The organism is Pseudomonas corrugata, from assembly GCF_050920615.1.
GTDB classification, from domain to species: Bacteria; Pseudomonadota; Gammaproteobacteria; order Pseudomonadales; family Pseudomonadaceae; genus Aquipseudomonas; species Aquipseudomonas corrugata.
Window position 1 is genome coordinate 2,534,664 of record NZ_CP130434.1, and the last position, 21,101, is coordinate 2,555,764.

Sequence of the window (21,101 nt, forward strand, 5' to 3'; positions counted from 1 at the left end):
TCTAACGGCCGGTTTAGGACAATATATCCCGTATACGGGAACCGGTAAACCGAATTCGGGAGTTTTTATTCCTGTTTTCGAGATGTATCAACCCACATTCGGATAAACCCTTTTGAAATCAGGCAGTTACGGCGGAAAAAATAACGTCCCCAGTGGAACGGATGCAGTTTCTTTTCCGAATTCGGGAATAGAAACTCGCATAGCGCAGGTCGCCAGCCTTTTTGATTCCCGAAAACAGGCTGCGGAGTCTGCGAATGTGGCGCTGTCCTCTCTAATGAGATGGATTTCGGGCGAAGGTATGCCTGCGTTCAACTCGCTGGCCCTTCTGGCATCCGCTAAGGGGGTTTCACTGGATTGGATTGCTTCGGGCAAGGGGCATATGTTTGCAGGCGTACAGCCCCAGCAGAGCGCCGAGGACCTGGAGGACGTATATGCGTACGTTCCGCTCTATGACGCCAGGATAAGTCAGGGCCATGGGGCGTGGACCGAAGGTGCTCGGGTCCTGACAATGTTGGCATTCACGAAATACAGCCTAAGAAAGAAAGGACTTGTTCCAGCCAACCTGGCTGCGGTGCGTGTAGACGGTGATTCAAACGAACCGATAATGAAGGATGGGGATACTGTGATGGTGGATCTGTCACGTAACCACATTCAGGGTGACGGCTTCTATGTAATTCGCCTTGATGACTTGCTATACGCCAAGCGTTTACAGCGCCAGTTGGACGGTGGGGTGACGGTAATCAGCGCTAACTCGGCGTATCATCCTATCCACGTTCCCGGCGAGCACCTCGACAGACTGCACATCGTTGGCCGGGTGGTTTGGTCTGGTGGCTGGATGATTTGAACCGCCTATGCCAAAAAGCCCGCACCTTGGGGCTTTTTTCTTCTTGTAGCTTCTTTTCCCTCGGTGCGCATGCTTTGGCACTGTTTCTTTAGCCAAGCCCTTATTTTTCCCGGCTCGGCCCGTTTCTTCCGGGTTCTTCCCACCTGTTTCTTTTAGTGCCAATCACATAACCCCCTCACACCTTGGCATCCGCGGAGCCGTTTTCGTTGACTACGCTGCTTAACGAGTGGGGTAGCCGTCCAGGGACCGATCCAGCATGACTTTGGCCAGATCAATCATATGCACCACCGAAAATGCCAGATCCCGGCTCGAACCCTGTAGACGGTTGGCCGACTCGTGAGCGGTGGCTGCCGCGCAGCGCAGCAGGTCGCACGCATGAACAAGGGCTTCTTCGCCATTGATGTTGCGGTTCACGTCGAAAAAGCGGTGTTCCTGTTCATCCGAAACACCCGGTTTCAAGTAATAGTCCAGGGCCCGTTGGGCGGCCGGGCAATCCTGTAGCGAGGGGAATGGGGTATTGAAAGGGTTGCTGGACTCGTCTTTGTTGAAGGTATCCATGGTGTCGAGGTTCTCCGTAGTGGGCTGAAATCCTCGATCCAGAATAGTACGCATCGTAATTGTGACGGAAATTTAAATACTACAATATGTGTTTTGATGGTCGGAGTCCTCCACGTATCGTGCCGCTCATGGATAAATGGATAGAGTTGGTCAAGGCCAAAATGAAGGAGCTGCGCGTCACGCAAGTGGTGCTCGCAGAACGTCTGGGAATGTCACAGGGCGGCGTCGGCCATTGGCTGACCAAGCGCCGGCAACCCAGTGTCGAAGACATGAACCGGGTCCTGCAGGAGTTGGGGATGGAGTTCCTCGAAGTGGCGATGGTGATCCGCGAGCCGGATACCTCGACCGAAGAGGGCATGACCCTGGCGCAGAAGTACAATCCGTACTTCCGCTACCCGGTGAGTGACTGGCACGACGTCGGCGAAATCCGCGAAATCGATCCTGATCGATACAGCCAGGCGCGTTTTGAGTTGACGGATTACCACGCCCAAGGAGACGCATTCTGGCTGGTGGTGATGGGCGATGCGATGACCGCACCGGCCGGGTTGAGCATTCCCGAGGGCATGTCGATCCTGGTGGACCCGGCCATCGAAGCCGTGCCTGGCAAGCTGGTGGTTGCCCAGTTGCCGGGCAGCAGCGACGCGACCTTTCGCAAACTGATCGAAGAGAGCGGGCAGCAGTACCTGGTTCCGCTCAATCCGACTTACCCGAAAAGCCTGTACACCGAGCAATGCCGCATCATCGGTGTGGTCGTGCAGGCCACCATCAGGTTCTAATCGGATCGGCCCTTGGACGGGGCCGATACCTACTCCTCGAATGCCACCAGTGCGCTGCCCTCGCTGACCATTTCCCCTTCCTGGCAATACAGTGCCTTGATCACTCCGGCCTTGGGCGCACGAATGCTGTGTTCCATTTTCATCGCTTCCAGGACCACCAGTTGCGCGCCTGCCTCTACTGTTTGGCCGGGGCTTACCAGCACCCGCACGATGCTGCCGTTCATGGGCGCGATCAGACCGCCCTCGTGGCTGTGGCTCGCTTCGGCGGCGGCCAGCGGGTCGTACAGCTCGACGCGACGCAGATCACCCTGCCATTGCAGATACAGGCTGTCGCCCTGGCGGATGGCCCGGTGGCTTCGACGCAGGCCGTTGTGGCCGACCACCAGGTGCTCGCCGCGTAGCTCGGCGATTATGCCCTGGACGTCCAGCGTCATCGCCCGATCCTGATCTTCACAGCTCAAATGCAACGTGGTTTCCCCTGGCAGTCCCAAACGCAGGCCGGTGATATCGGACCAGGGGGAAGCGGCGTCGTCGGGGCGTATCCGCGGTGTCAGACCCAAGGCGAAAGCCTGGGCGGCTGCGGACCAGAAGTCGTCATCCAGTTCATCAGGTGCTGGCAGTAACTGCGCCTGGTAGCGTGGGATAAAGCCGGTGTCCAGCTCAGCTGCGGCGAAGGCCGGGTGGGCAATGATGCGACGCAGGAAGCCGATGTTGGTTTTCAAACCGCCGATGGCAAACTCGTCGAGCATGCTCAACAGCCGCAACCGCGCCTGTTCACGGTCCTCGCCCCAGGCAATCAGCTTGCCGAGCATCGGGTCGTAGAAGGGCGAGATCTCATCACCTTCTTCGACGCCGCTGTCGACCCGTCGCCCCGGTCCTTTGGCCGATTCGCGGTACAGCGCCAGGCGGCCGGTGGCCGGCAGGAAGTCGTTGGCCGGATCTTCGGCATAGAGCCGAACTTCGATGGCGTGGCCCCGCAGTGGGACTTGTTCCTGGGTGATCGGCAGCGGCTCGCCTTGGGCGACGCGAATCTGCCAGGCCACCAGGTCCAGGCCGGTGATCGCTTCGGTAACCGGGTGCTCGACTTGCAACCGGGTGTTCATTTCCATGAAGAAAAACTCGCCCCGCGAATCCAGCAGGAACTCCACCGTGCCGGCCCCGACGTAGCCAATCGCCTGGGCCGCGCGCACGGCCGCTTCGCCCATTGCACACCGCAACGCCGGGGTCAGGCCTGGGGCTGGCGCTTCTTCCACGACTTTCTGGTGACGGCGTTGAATCGAACAGTCGCGCTCGTTGAGGTACAGGCAATGGCCATGCTGATCGGCGAACACCTGAATCTCAACGTGACGTGGCTTGAGCAGGTATTTTTCCACCAGCATCCGCGAGTCACCGAACGACGATTGCGCCTCGCGCTGTGCCGAGGCCAGGGCTTCGGCCAGTTGGCTGACGTCCTCGACGACTTTCATGCCCTTGCCGCCACCCCCGGCGGTGGCCTTGAGCAGCACCGGATAACCGATGCGCTCGGCAGCGGCGCGGAACGTCTCCAGATCCTGGGCTTCGCCATGGTAACCGGGCACGAGGGGCACGCCGGCGGTTTCCATCAAGGCCTTGGCCGCGGATTTGCTGCCCATGGCGTCAATGGCCGAGGCGGGCGGGCCGAGGAAAATCAGCCCGGCGTTTTCGATGGCCCGGGCGAACCCGGCATTCTCCGAAAGAAAACCGTAGCCGGGGTGGATAGCCTGGGCGCCACTGGCCTGGGCGGCAGCGATCAATTTGTCGATTTGCAGGTAGCTATCGGCCGCCTTGCTGCCGCCCAGGTCGACCCGGATGTCGGCTTCACGGGTATGGCGGGCGTCGCGGTCGGTGGCGCTGTGCACCGCAACTGTGGTCAGACCCATGGCTTTGGCGGTACGCATCACACGGCAGGCGATTTCACCGCGATTGGCCACCAGCACGGTGGTGAGGACTGGGGCGCTCATCGACGGGGCTCCTTATGTTTCGATGGGGCAGGTTTCGAAGGGGCAGGGGGCGACTCGGCCTGCCAGTTCGGCGGCCGCTTCTGCAGAAAGGCGCGCAGGCCTTCCTGCCCCTCCGGGCTGACGCGGATGCGGGCGATGGCATTCTCGGTGTAACGTCGCAGCGCCGGGGTCAGGGCGCCGTTGCCGACTTCGCGCAACAATTCCTTGCTGGCACGCATGGCCGCCGGGCTGTTAAGCAACAGGTTATCAATCCATTGCCCAACTTGATCGTTCAGCATCTCGGGCGGGTAACTTTCCGACAGCAAACCAATCTCTTTCGCCCGTTGTCCGCCGAAACGTTCAGCGGTGAGGGCGTAACGCCGGGCAGCCCGTTCGCCAATCGCCTGCACCACAAACGGGCTGATCACCGCCGGCGCCAGGCCGATGCGCACTTCCGACAGACAGAACTGCGCGTCATCGGCGCCAATGGCCATGTCACAAGCGCTGATCAATCCCAGTGCGCCGCCAAACGCCGCGCCTTGGACGACTGCCAGCGTAGGAATTTTCAGCTTGGCGAGGTTGTACATCAGCTCCGCCAGTTCCCGGGCGTCGTCGAGGTTGGTGTGGTAGTCGAGCTCGGCCGACTGCTGCATCCAGGCCAGGTCGGCACCGGCACTGAAATGTTTGCCACGACCGCGGATCAGCAGGAAGCGCACGCTTTGATCGCTGCTGACCTGGTCCAGAGCGAGAATCAGCTCGCGGATCATTTCGGCGTTGAACGCATTGTTTTTCGACTCGCGGCTCAACCACAGGGTGGCAACTCCGCGCGAGTCGGTCAGCAATTCGAGGGTGTTGAAATTGTCCATGGGCATTCCCCGGTTACATCCGGAACACGCCGAAGCGGCTCGGTTCAATAGGTGCGTTCAGTGACGCGGACAAGGCCAGGCCTACTATGTCGCGGGTCTGGGCCGGGTCGATGACGCCGTCGTCCCACAGTCTCGCGCTGGAATAGTAGGGGTGACCCTGTTCTTCGTACTGATCGAGAATCGGTTGCTTGATCTCGGTCTCCTGGGCGGCGCTGAACGGATGGCCGCTGCGTTCAGCCTGTTCGCGCTTGACCTGCACCAGCACGCCGGCGGCCTGCTCGGCGCCCATCACGCCAATTCGCGCATTTGGCCACATCCACAGGAAACGTGGGTCGTAAGCTCGTCCACACATGCCGTAGTTACCCGCGCCGAAGCTGCCGCCAATGATGACCGTGAACTTCGGTACCCGGGCACAGGCCACCGCGGTGACCAGCTTCGCGCCATGTTTGGCGATGCCGCCGGCTTCGTATTTCTGCCCGACCATGAAGCCGGTGATGTTCTGCAGGAACAGCAACGGGATGCCGCGCTGGCAGGCCAGTTCGATGAAGTGCGCACCCTTTTGCGCAGCTTCGGCGAACAGGATGCCGTTGTTCGCCAGAATCGCGACGGGGTAGCCGTGCAGATGGGCAAAGCCGCACACCAGTGTGGTACCGAACAGTGCCTTGAACTCATCGAACACCGAACCGTCCACCAGGCGTGCGATCACTTCCCGGACATCGAAAGGCTGCTTGGCATCGGCCGGCACCACCCCATACAGCTCGTCGCTCGCATACAGCGGGGCAATCGGGGTGCGTGTCTGCACGTCGCCAAGCTTGCGCCAGTTGAGGTTGGCGACACTGCGGCGGGCCAGCGCCAGGGCATGTTCATCGTTGTCGGCGTAGTGGTCGGCCACGCCGGAAATCTTGCAATGCACATCGGCGCCGCCCAGGTCCTCGGCGCTGACCACCTCGCCGGTGGCGGCTTTTACCAACGGTGGGCCGGCCAGGAAGATGGTTGCCTGTTCGCGGACCATGATCGCTTCATCGGCCATTGCCGGAACGTAAGCCCCCCCGGCCGTGCACGAGCCCATGACCACTGCCAACTGCGGGATACCCTGGGCGCTCATGTTGGCCTGGTTGAAGAAGATCCGGCCGAAGTGCTCCCGGTCCGGAAACACTTCGTCCTGGCGCGGCAGGTTGGCGCCGCCGGAATCCACCAGATAAATGCAAGGCAGGCGATTCTGTTGGGCGATGGTTTGGGCGCGCAGGTGTTTCTTCACGGTCAGTGGGTAATAGGAGCCCCCTTTGACCGTCGCGTCGTTGGCGACAATCATGCATTCGACGCCTTCCACGCGACCGATGCCGGCGATCACCCCGGCAGCAGGGACGTCTTCGCCATAAACCTCGTAGGCAGCCAGCGGACTGATCTCCAGGAAGGGCGAACCGGGATCCAGCAACCGGTTGATGCGCTCCCGAGGCAGCAACTTGCCCCGGGAGGTGTGTCGTTCCTGGGCCTTGGGACCGCCGCCCTGTTGGACTTGTGCGAGCAGGGTGCGCAAGGCGCCGACCTGTTCGAGCATGGCGTCGCGGTTGGCGATGAACTCCGGCGAGCGTGAGTTGAGCTGGGTGTGCAGAATCATGGCTACTCCGTAGCAGCTTTGAGCTTCAAGCTACAAGTAAAAGCGCGGCTCTCTTGCCGCGTATGGCTTGCCGCTTGCCACTGACGAAATTCATTTCGTCTCGTTGAACAGTTCGCGTCCGATCAGCATCCGACGGATCTCACTGGTGCCGGCACCAATTTCGTACAACTTGGCGTCACGTAGCAGACGCCCGGCCGGAAACTCGTTGATGTAACCATTGCCGCCCAGGATCTGGATGGCGTCGAGGGCCATCTGCGTGGCGCGCTCGGCGGTGTAGAGGATCACCCCGGCGGCGTCCTTGCGAGCCGTTTCACCGCGCTCGCAGGCCTGGGCCACCGCATACAGATAGGCCCGGCTGGCGTTGAGCTGGGTGTACATGTCGGCCACCTTGCCCTGGATCAGCTGGAATTCACCGATGCTTTGGCCGAACTGCTTGCGGTCGTGGATGTAGGGCACGATCAGGTCCATGCACGCCTGCATGATCCCGGTGGGACCGCCGGACAACACCACGCGTTCGTAGTCCAGGCCACTCATCAGGACCCTGACGCCGCCGTTGAGCACACCGAGAATGTTCTCTTCCGGCACTTCGACGTCGTCGAAGAACAACTCGCAGGTGTTGGAGCCACGCATGCCGAGCTTGTCGAACTTGTTGCTGCGGCTGAAGCCTTTCCAGTCGCGCTCGACAATGAATGCGGTGATGCCGTGGGGGCCCTTTTCCAGGTCGGTCTTGGCGTAGATCACGTACGTGTTGGCGTCGGGGCCGTTGGTGATCCAGGTCTTGCTGCCGTTGAGCACGTAATGGTCGCCACGCTTGTCGGCCCGCAGCTTCATGGAAACCACGTCGGAACCGGCGTTCGGTTCGCTCATGGCGAGGGCGCCGATGTGTTCGCCGCTGATCAGTTTCGGCAGGTACTTGGATTTCTGCTCGTGGTTGCCGTTGCGGTTGATCTGGTTGACGCAGAGGTTGGAATGGGCGCCGTAGGAGAGAGCGACCGAGGCCGACCCGCGGCTGATTTCCTCCATTGCCACCACATGGGCCAGGTAGCCCAGGCCGGCACCACCGTATTCCTCCGGTACGGTGATGCCCAGCAGGCCCATGTCACCGAATTTGCGCCACATGTCGGCAGGAAACAGGTTGTCGACGTCGATCTGCGCCGCCCGTGGCGCCAGCTCGGCCTTGACGAAGGCCTGCACCTGGTCGCGCAACATGTCGATGGTTTCACCGAGGGCAAAATTCAGGGATGGGTAGCTCATGGGACACCTTTGGCTTTTTTATCGGGTGTGGAGAGGGAAGGGAGTGCTCTCACCTTTACGTTAACGTAAACCTGCAATAAATGGCTGTCAATCACCTTTACGTTAACGTCAACTTGGTCCAGAGTAGGTGCGGCTGACAGCGTGACCCTGTGGGAGCCGAGTTTGCTCGCGATGAACGATAACGCCATTTTCCGGCATTGAACCGAGGCGCCTTCATCGCGAGCAAGCTTGGCTCCCACGGGCTTTGGCTTCACAGGTTCAAGCGTAGCAACCCACTAATAAAGACAAGAGGGGGCGTCATGGATCAACCCGGTTCGCATTCGCAGCTCAGCTACACCCGCGGCTCCCAGGCCAAGGCCTTGTTGACGCAGACCATCGGCCAGGCTTTTGACCAGACCGTGGCCCGTTACCCCGATAACGAGGCATTGGTGGTTCGCCATCAAGCGCTGCGCTATACCTGGCGGCAATTGGCCGAAGCGGTCGATCTGCATGCCCGAGCCTTGCTGGCGTTGGGCCTGAAGACCGGTGACCGTCTCGGCATGTGGGCTCCCAACTGCGCCCAGTGGTGCATCAGCCAGTTCGCCAGCGCGAAGATCGGCGTGATCCTGGTCAATATCAATCCGGCCTACCGCAGCTCTGAACTGGAATACGTGCTCAAGCAGTCCGGGTGCCAGTGGCTGGTGTGCGCCGGGGCGTTCAAGACCTCGGACTATCACTCCATGGTGCAAACCCTGGCGCCGGAGCTGGCGGAACAACCGATCGGGCAGTTGCACTGCGAACGTTTGCCGGACCTGCGCGGCGTGATCAGCCTCGATCCCCGGCCACCGTCAGGTTTTCTGCCCTGGTCGCAACTGGCTGACCTGGGTGCAGCGGCTTCGCCGGAACGGTTGGTCGAGCGCCAGGCCAGCCTGCACATCGAACAGCCAGTGAACATCCAGTACACCTCAGGTACCACCGGATTCCCCAAAGGCGCGACCCTCAGTCACCGCAACATTCTCAACAACGGCTACATGGTTGGCGAAAGCCTGGGCCTTGGCGCCGATGACCGCTTGGTGATCCCGGTGCCGCTCTATCATTGCTTCGGCATGGTCATGGGGAACCTGGGATGCATGACCCACGGCAGTACCATGATCTACCCCAGCGACGCCTTTGACCCCTTGCTGACCCTGAGCACCGTGGCCGAGGAAAAAGCCACCGCGCTGTACGGCGTGCCGACCATGTTCATCGCCATGCTGGATCAGCCGCAGCGACGGGGATTCGATCTGTCCAGCCTGCGCACCGGGATCATGGCCGGCTCGACCTGCCCGATCGAAGTGATGCGACGGGTGATCAACGAGATGCACATGAACGAGGTACAGATTGCCTATGGCATGACGGAAACCAGTCCGGTGTCGTTGCAGACCGGTCCTTCAGACGAACTGGAGTTGCGCGTTACCACCGTCGGCCGCACCCAACCGCAGTTGGAAAGCAAGATTGTCGACGAAGCCGGCGATATTGTCCCCCGTGGCACCATCGGCGAGTTGTGTACCCGTGGCTACAGCGTGATGCTCGGTTACTGGAACAATCCCAAAGGCACTGCCGAGGCCATCGACCGGGATGGCTGGATGCACACCGGGGACCTGGCGACCATGGACGAGCAGGGTTACGTCTGCATTGTCGGACGCAACAAGGACATGATCATCCGGGGTGGCGAGAATATTTACCCGCGTGAGTTGGAAGAGTTCTTCTTCACTCACCCTGCGGTAGCCGATGTGCAAGTGATCGGTATCCCTTGTTCGCGCTACGGCGAAGAGATCGTGGCCTGGATCAAGTTCCATCCCGGACACAGTGTTACCGAACAGGAGTTACAGGCCTGGTGCAAGACGCGCATCGCCCACTTCAAGACGCCACGTTACTTCAAGTTCGTCGAGGAGTTCCCGATGACGGTAACGGGCAAGATCCAGAAATTTCGCATGCGTGAAATCAGCATCGAAGAGTTGCGCGATCGATAAGACTCGCCACAACACCTGTGGGAGCCTGCTCGCGATAGCGGTCTGTCAGTTGATAGGGATGTCGATTGACACGGCCTCATCGCGAGCAGGCTCGCTCCCACAAGAAAAGCCAATCGCCAGACAGCACAAAGGGGAGCCGAAGCTCCCCTTTAATTTTGTCGTCGCGTGCTCTTTTTTTATTATTGAGGGGCGGCCTGTTGTTGTTTTTGGTAGCCGTGACCCTTTACCGCTGTTTTTGGCGATCCCCATCCGGGATCAAGAGCAAACGTATTTTTTTGAGCGCTGATCTGCCTTTTCGCCATGCGATCCAACCGATTCGGGTCCTACCTGAAGGTAGCCTTATTGTTCTCTGCCCGGTTGCGGGTTGCTCCTGGAAGCACCCTGAAAAGCCCATCTTCTCCAAAAAAATCTGTTAGCTGCGTCTCTGCCGTGTTGTTTTTGTTATGTCAGAGTCGTTTCGTCTTGTTTTTATTGGGTTTGCCGCTTTTTTTATTCTTGTTATGCCAGAGAGATAGCAGGTGTCGTGCCAACTTTTAAAAATCCTTATAAATCAATGTGTTGAGTTTTCAGGATGAAAGGGCACGTGCGGTAGATCTGACAAATTGTTTCCGTGTTACTCGTTTCACCTTCCTGGCGATGGGGTGCGGTAACACCTTCATTGAGCGCTGCGTGCCTTGGCGACGCGCGAGCCGGTCGGGCGTCCGAGTACGTCGCAGATCTGTCGGCCCGCGACGATCAACGCATCCAGGTCGACGCCGGTTTCAATGCCCAGGCCATTGAGCAGGTACAGCACGTCTTCGGTGGCGACGTTACCGCTGGCACCCTTGGCGTACGGGCAACCGCCGAGACCGGCGATGGAACTGTCGAATACGGCGATGCCTTCAAGCAGACTGGCGTACAGGTTCGCCATGGCCTGGCCGTAGGTGTCATGGAAATGACCGGCGAGCTTGTCCCGGGGAACATCCGCCGAAACCACTTCGAACATCTTGCGTGTGGCGCCGGCGGTGCCTGTGCCGATGGTGTCGCCCAGGGATACCTCGTAACAGCCCATTGCATAGAGCTCCCGAGCGACCCAGGCAACTTGCTCGGGTTTGACAGCGCCTTCGTAAGGACAGCCCAGCACGCAGGACACGTAGCCGCGTACGCTGATGCCATTGCGCCTGGCGGCCTCCATGATCGGTACGAAGCGCTCCAGGCTTTCCTTGATGGAACAGTTGATATTGCGTTGGGAGAACGCTTCGGATGCGGCGGCGAATACCGCCACTTCCTTCACGCCGGCCGCCAGCGCGTCTTCAAAACCACGCAGGTTCGGCGCCAGGGCTCCATAAGTGACACCGGGTTTGCGTTGGATCTGGGCGAACACCTCGGCGGAACCGGCCATCTGCGGCACCCATTTGGGCGAGACAAAGCTACCGACTTCGATGTAACCCAGGCCGGCGGCACTCAGCGCATCCACCAGGCGCACCTTGTCGGCGACGCTGATGGGTTGCGCTTCATTCTGCAGACCGTCGCGGGGGCCGACTTCGATCAGGCGTACAAAGGAGGGAAGGGGCATGGGGATAGACCTTTAATGGGTTGCCAATATACCGGGGGCGACGGCGATCCAATGTGGGAGCGAGCCTGCTCGCGATAGCGGTATGTCAAACAACATTGATGTTGGCGGTTAAACCGCTATCGCGAGCAGGCTCGCTCCCACAATGGGTATGACAGCTATACAGCTTCCTGACCCTTGAGCGTCTGCTCCAGCGCCTGGATGCAGCGTTCTTCGGCGGTGTCGAGCTCCAGTTTCATCTGTTCGATGTCCAACAGTTGCTGCTCGAGTTGCTCACGGCGCTCGGTGATTTTCGCCAGCATGCTGTGCAGTTGTTTCTGGTTACCGCTGGACGGGTCGTAGAGCTCGATCAGCTCGCGGCACTCGGCCAGGGAAAAGCCGATGCGCTTGCCCCGCAGGATCAACTTCAGGCTGACCTTGTCCCGCGGAGAGTAGATGCGCTCCTGACCCCGTCGCTCGGGACTCAACAGGCCTTGCTCTTCATAAAAACGGATGGCCCGGGTAGTGATGTCCAGTTCCCGGGCGAGGTCGGAGATGCTGTAGGTCTGACTGCTCATGGAAGCGCTCGAAACGATAGGGGCTGGCGCTAAGCTAATGTCAGGTTGACGTTCACGTCAAGCAATGAAACCTATGGGAGCGAGCCTGCCCGCGACAGCGGTGGATCGGCCTGCATCCCTGTTGACGGACCTGACGCCATCGCGAGCGGGCTCGCCCCACCTTTGATCTTTATGCGCTCTCAAGCTTTTTCTCATGGGCCGTCACCTGTTGGCACAGCTCGATCATCTGCTCGCGCATCCAGCGGTTGGCCGGGTCCTGGTCGGTGCTTTCGTGCCAATAGAGATGGGTTTCAACCGGCGGCACATCGTTGACCGGCAGCTGGAAAGCGTGCAAGTCGTGACGACGGGCAAACCGTTCGGGAACGGTCATGACCATGTCGGTCTGCTGTAACACCTGGGAGGCCATCAAGTAATGCTGTGAGCGCAGGGCGATCTTACGCTGGATGCCCATCTTGCCCAGGGCCAGGTCGACATAGCCCAGCCCATTGCGGCGGCTGGAGATATGCACGTGGGTCTGGGCGAGATAGTCATCCAGGCTGATTTTTTCCTTGCCCGCCAAGGGATGGCCCTTGCGCATGGCACATACGTAACGGTCTTCCATCAGTTTGACGTGACGCACCTGCGGGTCGGTATTGAGCGGGGCGTCGACGGCGAAGTCGAGGCGGCCGGCGGCCAGTTCCTTGGTGGTTTCACGGCGCTTGGACAGGAAACTCTCGATGGCCACGGTCGGCGCCAGGCGTCGCAGGCGCTGGAACAACGGGGGCAGGATCACGCCTTCGGTGAGGTCGGTCATGCTGATGCGGTAGGTCTTGACGGCCTGCAGCGGATTGAAAATCCGGCTTTCCTGCACCGACACCCGCAGCAGCGACAGCGCATTGCGCACCGGGCCGATGATGTTCTGGGCCATGGGCGTGGGCACCATACCCTGGGCGGTGCGCACGAACAGTGGATCGTTGAAGGTTTCCCGAAGGCGCGCCAGGGCGTTGGACACGGCCGGCTGAGTGATGCCGACGATCTGCCCGGCGCGGGTCAGGTTGGCTTCGGTATAGATCGCATCGAAGACGATGAAGAGATTGAGATCGACCTTGCTCAGATTCATGGCGCTGCACTCTTGTTTTTAGACGGTTTCTCGGGCGTGTCGTGAGGTGTCGTGTGGCGATGGAAATCAGTGAACCATATATCGGTGATGAATGTTAATACACGCCGAGAATAGGTTAGGTAAATTTTCGTAGCTGAACTAGCATCGATTCCATGATCTGAAATCAACCTCTGCCAAGAAGGTGTTGCCCATGGATTTTGCCTATTCCCCCAAGGTTCAGGAATTGCGTGAACGCGTCACGGCGTTCATGGATACCTACGTCTATCCGGCCGAAGCGGTGTTCGAACGGCAAGTGGCCGAAGGTGATCGCTGGCAGCCCACTGCCATCATGGAAGAGCTCAAGGCCAAGGCCAAAGCCGAAGGCCTGTGGAATCTTTTCCTGCCCGAGTCCGAACTGGGCGCCGGCCTGACCAACCTGGAGTACGCACCGCTGGCGGAGATCATGGGTCGTTCGTTACTGGGGCCGGAGCCGTTCAACTGCTCGGCGCCGGACACCGGCAACATGGAAGTATTGGTGCGTTACGCCAATGAGGAGCAGAAACAGCGCTGGTTGCAGCCGCTGCTGCGGGGCGAGATCCGTTCGGCCTTCGCCATGACTGAACCGGACGTGGCGTCCTCGGACGCCACCAACATGGCCGCCCGCGCGGAGCGCGAGGGTGACCAATGGGTGATCAACGGCAAGAAGTGGTGGACCTCCGGCGCCTGTGACCCGCGCTGCAAGATCCTGATCTTCATGGGGCTGAGCAACCCGGACGCGCCGCGCCATGCCCAACACTCGATGATTCTGGTGCCGGTGGACACCCCCGGGGTCAAGATCGTGCGGCCGCTACCGGTATTCGGTTACGACGATGCGCCCCACGGCCACGCCGAAGTGCTGTTCGATAACGTGCGGGTGCCCTACGAAAACGTTCTGCTGGGTGAAGGACGCGGCTTTGAAATTGCCCAGGGGCGCCTCGGCCCGGGCCGTATCCATCACTGCATGCGTTCCATCGGCATGGCCGAGCGGGCGTTGGAGTTGATGTGCAAACGCGCCGTCAGTCGCACCGCTTTCGGTAAACCGCTGGCGCGCCTGGGTGGCAACGTCGACAAGATTGCCGACTCACGGATGGAAATCGACATGGCTCGTTTGTTGACCTTGAAGGCGGCTTACATGATGGACACCGTCGGCAACAAGGTGGCGAAAAGTGAAATCGCCCAGATCAAGGTGGTCGCGCCGAATGTGGCCCTGAAGGTCATCGACCGTGCGATCCAGATCCATGGCGGTGCCGGGGTGTCCAACGATTTCCCGCTGGCCTACATGTATGCCATGCAGCGCACCTTGCGCCTGGCCGACGGCCCGGACGAAGTCCATCGCGCCGCCATCGGCAAGTTTGAAATCGGCAAGTACGTGCCCAAGGAGATGCTGCGCAGCGAGCGCTGAGGGCTCTGTAACCACAGACCCCGTGGGAGCCGAGCTTGCTCGCGATGGCGATGGGTCAGCCGACTGGGAGGGTGACTGTGACGCCGTCATCGCGAGCAAGCTCGGCTTCCACACGGGATCTGTGGTGAACACACATTTCGCAGTTATTCCTTGACGCTCATGTACTCCTCGGCCCAGCGGATGTATTCCTCGGGCTGGGTGTAGGTATGGGTCAGTTCGGTGGCGCTGAGGTCCGAGGCCTGGGTGAAGATCTGCCGTTGCTCGCGAAGGCTGTCATAGGTGGCCTTGATCGCGGCGAAGTAGGCCCCGTGACCGTCAATGGTGACCCGCACGCCCAGCTCGGCCAGGCGTTTGTCGTCGCGCAGAAGCGGATTGCCATAGGTGACGAGCATCAAGGGCACCGTCAGATTTTCGCTGATCTTCTCCAGGTGCTCGAAGTCCTGCACGCCCACCATGCAAATCCCGTCCGCACCGGCTCGTTCGTATTGCCGGGTACGGCTGATGATTTCCTGGACCGGCAGGATCCCGGCATTGGTGCGGGCGATGATTGCCATCTCCGGATCGACCCGGGCTTCCAACGCTGCGCGGATCTTGCCAACCCCTTCCGCAACGCAGATCAGGTCGGTGGATTTGCGGCCAAACTGGGCCGGTAGCAGCGTGTCTTCGATGGTGAGGGCTGCCACGCCGGCGCGTTCGAGCTCGATGATGGTTCGCATCACGTTCAGAGCATTGCCATAGCCATGATCGGCATCGGCGATCACCGGTAGTTGGGCTACTCGGCCGATGCGGGTGGCCTGTTCGGCGAACTCGCTGAGGGTGATCAACGCAAAGTCTGGTGCACCCAATACTTGTAACGACGCAACCGAGCCGCCGAGGATTCCCACTTCGAAACCCAAGTCGGCGGCAATGCGCGCCGACATCGGGTCAAACACCGATGCGGTGTGGTAGCAGGTCTGGGAAGCCAGGAGTTGGCGGAAGCTGCGGCGCAAATCTTGATGGGATAGCCTGGACATATGAGTTCCACCAATGGAATGGAAGGGCTTGAGCAAAAGTGTCAACGCCGAAAGAACCAAAGGCTATCATGTGGCAGGAGTAAAGATGATGACGAATGCGCATGGGCCATGTTTGCCGCGCATCAAAAAGGCCGCAGACCCGGAAAGTCTGCGGCCTGGGCCGATCATCCGATAGCTACTCAGTCCTGGGGCGGCAAGCTCCAGATTTGCTTGATTTCATGGATGTTTCCCACGTTGAAGCGGGTTGGGAACCCCGGAATGGTGCAGTGGATCTCGCTGGTGAGCTGCATGGCGGTATCGACCACATTGGTCGCCGCGCGCAACAAGGGGCTTTCATCCCAATTACTCATCGGATTATTCACGGTTTACTTCCTTTTTGGGTTATTGGACAGCGAATGACTGCCCAGGGGGGAGCAATGACAGCATCTGTGTAAACAGTGCGGTCTCTTGCGCAGCGATGCCGGGGTAAAGCGGCATGTAATGTTCGTCAAAACACCAGGCTTGGTCAGCGTGGGTCGAATGTTCAGGATGAATAAGCAGACTCAGCGATGCGGACATTGATAGGGGGGCGATTTGCTTATGGATTTCCCTAAGGGGCGGCATATATAAGACTTCGCCGGGCGAAAGTTTGATGCTGCGCGGTTTCCCCAGTCGAGGTATCTTGCCTGCTTGCAGTGGCAGGTCGTCCAGTATTTCGCGGATGACTGTCGTGTAGCCGTCGCCACTGTAGCCGACGGTATACATTTCAAAATCATGACTGTGGTTCAGGTTGTAGATAAAGGTTTCACGTTCATCATGCAGGTTGACCGGTGACCAGAATCCCAGGCGAAGAGTGAACAGGTCATCGCTGTGCAGTACAAAGGCATAGGCATTGTAGAGGCTGCTGCGGATACTGAAGCCATCCTGCTGGATCGAGGCATAAAGATGCTCGCTTAATAAGCAGCGGTTTGAAGCCAACTGGCGCAGGTCGTCAATGATGCAGCTCTTGTCGCGCTGCAGATCATAGTTATATAAGCGCGCTATAAATGCGTCCAGGTTCATGCCACCTTCTCCAGTGGAGACAGCAAGTTATCCAGGCGCGGGTTCTTGAGTTTTTTTAACAGCGGGACATAGCTCAATGCCTTTTGCGGATCGGCCTGGTAAAGCAGCTGAAGGGCTTTCCACGCCACTGCCGGGTGATAGTGATAGACCAGCTCTTCGGCAACCCGCGATCCTCCTGGGTCGCGGACGGTTTCGAGCAGTTCCAGGCTCACCAGAAACCGGGCGGCGCTCTCGTCGTGAGGCAACCAGGCTATTTTCTGCAACGAAAGGCGATCAAATACGCTGATGTCGGCACTTCTGTCCAGCAAGTTGATTCGGCCCGCTAGTCGGGCAGTTTCCCGCTCTGCCGGAGCGTAGTCGAATAAGGTTCGACTGCCATCAACAATGAGCGGGTGTTGCTGATCAATGATAACGCTGTCGAGTTTTTCAAGTTGATGCTCATGGCGCACATAACGCTGCACTTCGAACGGTTGATCAAGTGTAAACAGAATGCTGTGTCCGGGAACCGAGTAAAGCGGCGAAAGAGCATTATCGGAAGTGAGTGTCCGGATGCTGATATTGCCGATATTCGTGCAATGCAATACGAGAGTTCCGGTGTGCGGATTGGAAATGTTCATGATGGTCGCACGCCGGGACTGTGCATTGGCAAACGCCGGTTGGGTATGCAAGTGGTTGATCAGTTGGTTGACTTGCGCGGTCATGTCGAGCGTTTTTATTTCTTTCGCTATATACTCTGGCGAAAAATTTTTACTAATAAGATTCTTGATCATGAGCGTTTTCGCTGCAGTAGGTCGATGCGCGAAAGTATGGTTTTTGTGCGAAGTGGCGGCAACTAAGGAATTGTCGACAAGTATTACGAATTAACTAAGGCGTTTTTATGCAGGGTAGGGAACCCTGCCGACAGGCCGCCAGTGATCCTGGGGGCCGCAGGTGGCTCATGTGTACTCGCTACGCCGCCACAGCCTGTCGTTCCCGCCCGAGCAGCGGCACGGCGCGTACCGTGTCGCCTGGCTGCATTTGCAGGCGCTTGGCGGTAAGACGGTCGACGACCAGGCTGTGACCGTTGTGATGGCCCCGGGCGCTGGTGACGCGGCAGTTTTCCAGGCGCCGGTTGTGGATCAGCCAGACGGGTGCCTGTTCGTCCGGTGAGCCGACGGCCAGGACCAGTGACTGGCTGTCGCGGATGCTGCGGATGGTCGAGACCGGCGCTTCGATCACCGGGCCGCCGTCGAAAATATCGATGTAACCCTTATGCCTGAAACCCTCGGCGCCAAGGATCTTCAAAGCCGGTTCGGTGTTCGGGTGGGCCTTGCCGATCACAGCCTGGGCCTGTTGGGTAAGCAGGCAGGTGTACAGCGGCTGGCGCGGCATCAACTCGGCGATGAATGATTTGTTGCCCATGCCGGATAACTGATCGGCGTAGGCGAAGTCTTTCTGGAAAAAGTGTCGTCCCAGGCTGTCCCAGAACGGCGAGCAACCGTGCTCGTCGGCATGGCCGCGTAACTCTGCGATCAGTTTTTCCCCGAACAGCTGAGAGAACTCCGCAACGAACAACAGACGTGCCAGGGACAACAGCCGCCCGTTATGACCCCGGCGCTGGGCGGGATGCAGGAACAGCGAGCAGATTTCCGACTGCCCGGTCATTTCGTTATTGAGGAACAGGGTGGGGATCTGTCGCTGGATGCCCAGCTCTGGCGCCGCACTGACCGTGACCCCGACCCGATAGTTGTACCACGGCTCACGCAAGCCCACCGCGCCGGTCAGGGCGCTGATACCAACCACTTGCCGGTCATCGTCCTCCAGCACGAACAGGTAGTCGGCGTCGGCCCGCTCGACCTGACCGGCAAAGGTACGCTGGGCCCAGCGTATGCGATGAGCCAGGCGTTCTTCATTGGCCGGCAGGCTGGTGAATCCCGGGCCCGCGCAGCGGGCGAGGTCCAGCAATGAAGGCAGGTCGGTGATGGCGACCGGACGGACAATCATGATGCAGCTCCTTCATCGTGTCGGCCTGGGACACGACGTTGCATGGCGTTCATAAGGCAACCACCCGGATCTGCTGTCCGTCAGTGATTTCCAGTGCTGCGAGCATCTCGGGCGTCAGGGTTACAGTGCCCTCGGTGCCAACGTCCAGTTCAGCCACGATCGCCCGGTAATGTCCCAGGTTGTCGTTGCTCACCAGATAGCGACCCCGGGCGTCAATCTGCGGGCTCTGCCGGGCCGAAGCCATACGACTTTCGGCGATGGAGCGAATATTCGCGACGCGGGCGTGCAGCGTCGGTCCGCCATCGAAGAGGTCCACGTAGCTGTTGGTTTCGAAACCCTCGCGCGCCAGGATGTCGAAGGCTTCCTGGCCGTCAGGGTGCACCTGGCCGATACAGGCCTGGGCCGCTGGCGGCAACATGGGGACATAAATGGGGTACTGGGGCATCAGCTCTGCTAGGAAAGTACGGCTTTGCAGACCACACAGGCGTTCGGCTTCGGCGTAGGGCAAGTCGAAAAAATGCTGGCCGATGGCGTCCCAGAACGGTGACTGGCCGTCTTCGCTGCTGAAACCGACGATTTCCGTGATGACCGATTCGGCGAAGCGTTGCGGGTGAGCGGCGATGAACATCAGCCGGGCCCGGGACAGCAGTTCCGATTCCGGCGTACGCACCCGTTCGGCGTTGATGTGAAAGCCGCGCAGCAGGGTCTGGCCGTTGAGGTCCTGGCACAGAGACAGTGCCGGTACGCCGTGGTGGATGTTCAGTTCCCGGGAGGCGCTGGAAAACGGTCGGTTGCGCAGGCTATAGAACGGTTCGTTGCAACCGGTGCTGGCGAGAATCTCCGAACAGCCGACCAGGCGCCCGGAGACCAGGTCTTGCAACACGAAAAAATAATTCTCCCCCGCCGGGCTTTGTACGTCGGCGTCGAACGAAGCGCACGAGTCGAGAATTTTTCCCCGCAGGCACTCGGTATCGTCTGGAAGCGAGGTGACCCCCACCAGGCTGTCACGGGCCAGCTGCTGCAGTTGTTGCAGATCGCTTAACTGAACTGGACGTAAGGCCAGCATGGATTGCACTCCTGTTCCAGGGCCCGGTGACTGCACCGGGCTTGACGATCACTGTCGATGTCCACGCGTTGTAACGATTACAACCGCAGCGGCGGCTGGCCGCCCCTGCGACCAGCTCCTGATTTCAATGGCCCGTCGGGTCGGGCAGGGCGTTGTGGCTGCCGAACTTGATGAGTACGCACAGATAGATCAGACCCGCTGCAATCCAGACCAGGCCCAGCTTCTGCGCATCCACGCCCATGTTGTACATAATGGCCGCGACGATGCCGAAGCCGACCAGCGGGCAGATCAGGTGACGGATCAGTTGCCCGGACCGCTGGCGGCGCCAGTAGTGGTTGATCACGGTAATGTGCAACAACATGAAGCCGCTCAATGCGCCGAAGTTGACCAGGGACGTCAGGGTGTCCACGGCGTTGATGAACAGGTAGCAGATCAGCAGCGACAGCACGGCAACCAGATAGATGCTCATGTAGGGCGTGTTGTGTTTCGGATGGACCTTGGCCAGTACCTTGGGCAACTTTCCGTCCCGGGCCATGCCGAACAACAGACGCGACACCGCGGCCTGGGAGGTGATCGCCACCGCCACGCCCCACGCCAGCGCGGTGGCGACGGCTGTCAGGGTTGCCAGCCAACTGCCGGCCGCCAGTTCGGCGATTTCATAGAAAGCGGTGTCGGCGGACTTGAAGCCCATCCCGGCCGCCAGGTCCGTGGCGATCCAGGTCTGCACCACGAAAATCGCGCCCATGACCAACAGGGTCACCAGTGCTGCCTTGCCAATGCTGCGTCCCGGATCATCCTTGATTTCTTCTGCCAGGGTGGAGATGGCATCGAACCCGAGGAACGACAACACGGCGATCGACACGGCTTGCATCAGCAGGGCGAAGTTGAAGTGTTCCGGGCTGTACAGCGGCGCCAGGGTCATCTGGCCGTTACCGGCTCCGCCGTGCAGGGCATTCCAGGCGTAGAACAGGAAAATGCCCAGCACCACCAGTTGGGCAAGCAGAAAAATGATGTTCATCCGTGCGGTGAAGGTGATACCCCGCAGGTTGACGAAGGTCGCACTCACCAGGAAGGCCAGGATGAAACCGACCTTGGGAATGTCCGGATACAGGTGATTCAGTGCCATGGCGGCGTAGACATAGAGCAGCGGCGGGATCAGCAGGTAGTCCAGCAGCATCAACCAGCCGGCAATGAACCCAACGTGTGGGTTAAGGCCCCTTTGGGCGTAGGAATAGACGGAACCGGCAACCGGGAAGGCTCGGGCCATGCTGCCGTAGCTCAGCGCGGTGAACAGCATCGCCACCATGCCGATGATGTACGCCAGCGGCACCATCCCCGGCGCCTCGGCGTTCACGTAGCCATACACGCCAAACGGTGCGATGGGAATCATGAAGATCATCCCGTATACCACCAGGTCCGTCAGCGACAGGCTGCGCTTCAATTCCTGTTTGTAGCCAAATGCCTCGATACTCACAAGCCGTTCTCCCTTTCAGCCAATCGTTGAT

The 21,101-nt window shown here is 59.6% G+C and carries 19 protein-coding genes; 4 read left to right on the top strand and 15 right to left on the bottom strand.

Annotated elements, in window-relative coordinates; all coding sequences use genetic code 11:
• Nucleotides 1-112: 112 nt before the first annotated feature.
• Nucleotides 113-844, top strand: coding sequence for a LexA family transcriptional regulator (locus QZH45_RS11695; RefSeq protein ID WP_081036462.1), 732 nt, complete (start codon nt 113-115; stop codon nt 842-844).
• A 219-nt stretch (nt 845-1,063) separates the two neighbouring features.
• Here QZH45_RS11695 and QZH45_RS11700 read toward each other — a convergent pair whose 3' ends face one another.
• Complete coding sequence (locus tag QZH45_RS11700; RefSeq protein WP_024780888.1) at nt 1,064-1,402, bottom strand: DUF6124 family protein; 339 nt, start codon at nt 1,400-1,402, stop codon at nt 1,064-1,066.
• 128 nt (nt 1,403-1,530) lie between these two features.
• On the opposite strand from QZH45_RS11700, the gene QZH45_RS11705 reads away from it, so the two are divergent.
• On the top strand, nt 1,531-2,178 hold the full coding sequence (locus tag QZH45_RS11705) for a LexA family protein (protein WP_055134850.1): 648 nt from the start codon (nt 1,531-1,533) through the stop codon (nt 2,176-2,178).
• A 29-nt stretch (nt 2,179-2,207) separates the two neighbouring features.
• Here the strand turns inward: QZH45_RS11705 and QZH45_RS11710 are convergent, their stop codons facing one another.
• The 4 genes from QZH45_RS11710 to QZH45_RS11725 all read right to left on the bottom strand — a co-directional run bounded on the left by QZH45_RS11710 (nt 2,208) and on the right by QZH45_RS11725 (nt 7,874).
• Nucleotides 2,208-4,157 (bottom strand): acetyl/propionyl/methylcrotonyl-CoA carboxylase subunit alpha, encoded by a 1,950-nt coding sequence (locus tag QZH45_RS11710; protein WP_055134851.1) that lies wholly within the window; start codon nt 4,155-4,157, stop codon nt 2,208-2,210.
• On the bottom strand, nt 4,154-5,002 hold the full coding sequence (locus QZH45_RS11715) for a gamma-carboxygeranoyl-CoA hydratase (RefSeq protein WP_024780885.1): 849 nt from the start codon (nt 5,000-5,002) through the stop codon (nt 4,154-4,156). The genes QZH45_RS11710 and QZH45_RS11715 overlap by 4 nt, the downstream gene beginning before the upstream one ends.
• Nucleotides 5,003-5,015: 13 nt before the next feature.
• Nucleotides 5,016-6,620 carry a carboxyl transferase domain-containing protein gene (locus QZH45_RS11720; RefSeq protein ID WP_055134852.1) on the bottom strand — a complete coding sequence of 535 codons (1,605 nt, stop codon included), beginning with the start codon at nt 6,618-6,620 and terminating at the stop codon, nt 5,016-5,018.
• A 90-nt stretch (nt 6,621-6,710) separates the two neighbouring features.
• Nucleotides 6,711-7,874 carry an isovaleryl-CoA dehydrogenase gene (locus QZH45_RS11725; RefSeq protein WP_053191514.1) on the bottom strand — a complete coding sequence of 388 codons (1,164 nt, stop codon included), beginning with the start codon at nt 7,872-7,874 and terminating at the stop codon, nt 6,711-6,713.
• 299 nt (nt 7,875-8,173) lie between these two features.
• Between QZH45_RS11725 and QZH45_RS11730 the strand changes: the two genes are divergently transcribed.
• Nucleotides 8,174-9,865 (top strand): AMP-binding protein, encoded by a 1,692-nt coding sequence (locus tag QZH45_RS11730; RefSeq protein WP_024780882.1) that lies wholly within the window; start codon nt 8,174-8,176, stop codon nt 9,863-9,865.
• Between the two features lie 655 nt (nt 9,866-10,520).
• Here QZH45_RS11730 and QZH45_RS11735 read toward each other — a convergent pair.
• From QZH45_RS11735 to QZH45_RS11745, 3 genes are all read right to left on the bottom strand, one after another.
• Nucleotides 10,521-11,420: a hydroxymethylglutaryl-CoA lyase gene (locus QZH45_RS11735; protein WP_055134853.1), complete on the bottom strand. Its 900-nt coding sequence runs from the start codon at nt 11,418-11,420 to the stop codon at nt 10,521-10,523.
• 155 nt (nt 11,421-11,575) lie between these two features.
• Nucleotides 11,576-11,974 (bottom strand): MerR family transcriptional regulator, encoded by a 399-nt coding sequence (locus QZH45_RS11740; RefSeq protein ID WP_024779786.1) that lies wholly within the window; start codon nt 11,972-11,974, stop codon nt 11,576-11,578.
• 169 nt (nt 11,975-12,143) lie between these two features.
• Nucleotides 12,144-13,073 (bottom strand): LysR family transcriptional regulator, encoded by a 930-nt coding sequence (locus QZH45_RS11745; RefSeq protein ID WP_024779787.1) that lies wholly within the window; start codon nt 13,071-13,073, stop codon nt 12,144-12,146.
• A gap of 190 nt (nt 13,074-13,263) precedes the next feature.
• On the opposite strand from QZH45_RS11745, the gene QZH45_RS11750 reads away from it, so the two are divergent.
• Nucleotides 13,264-14,493 carry an acyl-CoA dehydrogenase gene (locus QZH45_RS11750; protein ID WP_024779788.1) on the top strand — a complete coding sequence of 410 codons (1,230 nt, stop codon included), beginning with the start codon at nt 13,264-13,266 and terminating at the stop codon, nt 14,491-14,493.
• A 143-nt stretch (nt 14,494-14,636) separates the two neighbouring features.
• On the opposite strand, the gene QZH45_RS11755 is transcribed toward QZH45_RS11750, so the two are convergent.
• The 7 genes from QZH45_RS11755 to QZH45_RS11785 form a co-directional block, all read right to left on the bottom strand.
• The gene (locus QZH45_RS11755) at nt 14,637-15,506 is read right to left on the bottom strand and encodes an isocitrate lyase/PEP mutase family protein (protein ID WP_024779789.1); all 870 of its coding nucleotides are present in this window, start codon (nt 15,504-15,506) and stop codon (nt 14,637-14,639) included.
• Between the two features lie 179 nt (nt 15,507-15,685).
• The gene (locus QZH45_RS11760; RefSeq protein ID WP_024779790.1) at nt 15,686-15,868 is read right to left on the bottom strand and encodes a hypothetical protein; all 183 of its coding nucleotides are present in this window, start codon (nt 15,866-15,868) and stop codon (nt 15,686-15,688) included.
• 19 nt (nt 15,869-15,887) lie between these two features.
• Nucleotides 15,888-16,547, bottom strand: a complete 660-nt coding sequence (locus tag QZH45_RS11765) for a transposase (protein ID WP_024779791.1) — start codon at nt 16,545-16,547, stop codon at nt 15,888-15,890.
• On the bottom strand, nt 16,544-17,317 hold the full coding sequence (locus QZH45_RS11770) for a hypothetical protein (protein WP_055134854.1): 774 nt from the start codon (nt 17,315-17,317) through the stop codon (nt 16,544-16,546). Before QZH45_RS11770 ends, QZH45_RS11765 begins: the two co-directional genes overlap by 4 nt.
• Nucleotides 17,318-17,495: 178 nt before the next feature.
• Nucleotides 17,496-18,530 carry an arginine N-succinyltransferase gene (astA, locus tag QZH45_RS11775; RefSeq protein ID WP_024779793.1) on the bottom strand — a complete coding sequence of 345 codons (1,035 nt, stop codon included), beginning with the start codon at nt 18,528-18,530 and terminating at the stop codon, nt 17,496-17,498.
• Between the two features lie 49 nt (nt 18,531-18,579).
• Complete coding sequence (locus QZH45_RS11780; RefSeq protein ID WP_024779794.1) at nt 18,580-19,596, bottom strand: arginine N-succinyltransferase; 1,017 nt, start codon at nt 19,594-19,596, stop codon at nt 18,580-18,582.
• Between the two features lie 124 nt (nt 19,597-19,720).
• A complete protein-coding gene (locus QZH45_RS11785; protein WP_055134855.1) occupies nt 19,721-21,070 on the bottom strand; it encodes an APC family permease in 1,350 nt (449 codons plus the stop codon).
• Nucleotides 21,071-21,101 lie beyond the last annotated feature (31 nt).

Bases quoted from the DNA above. Each gene is read 5' to 3' on its own strand.
- QZH45_RS11750 (WP_024779788.1), top strand. From the start codon at position 13,264: ATGGATTTTGCCTATTCCCCCAAGGTTCAGGAATTGCGTGAACGCGTC.
- QZH45_RS11730 (WP_024780882.1), top strand. From the start codon at position 8,174: ATGGATCAACCCGGTTCGCATTCGCAGCTCAGCTACACCCGCGGCTCC.
- QZH45_RS11720 (WP_055134852.1), bottom strand. From the start codon at position 6,620: ATGATTCTGCACACCCAGCTCAACTCACGCTCGCCGGAGTTCATCGCC.
- QZH45_RS11770 (WP_055134854.1), bottom strand. From the start codon at position 17,317: ATGATCAAGAATCTTATTAGTAAAAATTTTTCGCCAGAGTATATAGCG.
- QZH45_RS11725 (WP_053191514.1), bottom strand. From the start codon at position 7,874: ATGAGCTACCCATCCCTGAATTTTGCCCTCGGTGAAACCATCGACATG.
- QZH45_RS11780 (WP_024779794.1), bottom strand. From the start codon at position 19,596: ATGCTGGCCTTACGTCCAGTTCAGTTAAGCGATCTGCAACAACTGCAG.
- QZH45_RS11740 (WP_024779786.1), bottom strand. From the start codon at position 11,974: ATGAGCAGTCAGACCTACAGCATCTCCGACCTCGCCCGGGAACTGGAC.
- astA (WP_024779793.1), bottom strand. From the start codon at position 18,530: ATGATTGTCCGTCCGGTCGCCATCACCGACCTGCCTTCATTGCTGGAC.
- QZH45_RS11700 (WP_024780888.1), bottom strand. From the start codon at position 1,402: ATGGATACCTTCAACAAAGACGAGTCCAGCAACCCTTTCAATACCCCA.
- QZH45_RS11735 (WP_055134853.1), bottom strand. From the start codon at position 11,420: ATGCCCCTTCCCTCCTTTGTACGCCTGATCGAAGTCGGCCCCCGCGAC.
- QZH45_RS11765 (WP_024779791.1), bottom strand. From the start codon at position 16,547: ATGAACCTGGACGCATTTATAGCGCGCTTATATAACTATGATCTGCAG.
- QZH45_RS11755 (WP_024779789.1), bottom strand. From the start codon at position 15,506: ATGTCCAGGCTATCCCATCAAGATTTGCGCCGCAGCTTCCGCCAACTC.
- QZH45_RS11705 (WP_055134850.1), top strand. From the start codon at position 1,531: ATGGATAAATGGATAGAGTTGGTCAAGGCCAAAATGAAGGAGCTGCGC.
- QZH45_RS11710 (WP_055134851.1), bottom strand. From the start codon at position 4,157: ATGAGCGCCCCAGTCCTCACCACCGTGCTGGTGGCCAATCGCGGTGAA.
- QZH45_RS11715 (WP_024780885.1), bottom strand. From the start codon at position 5,002: ATGGACAATTTCAACACCCTCGAATTGCTGACCGACTCGCGCGGAGTT.
- QZH45_RS11745 (WP_024779787.1), bottom strand. From the start codon at position 13,073: ATGAATCTGAGCAAGGTCGATCTCAATCTCTTCATCGTCTTCGATGCG.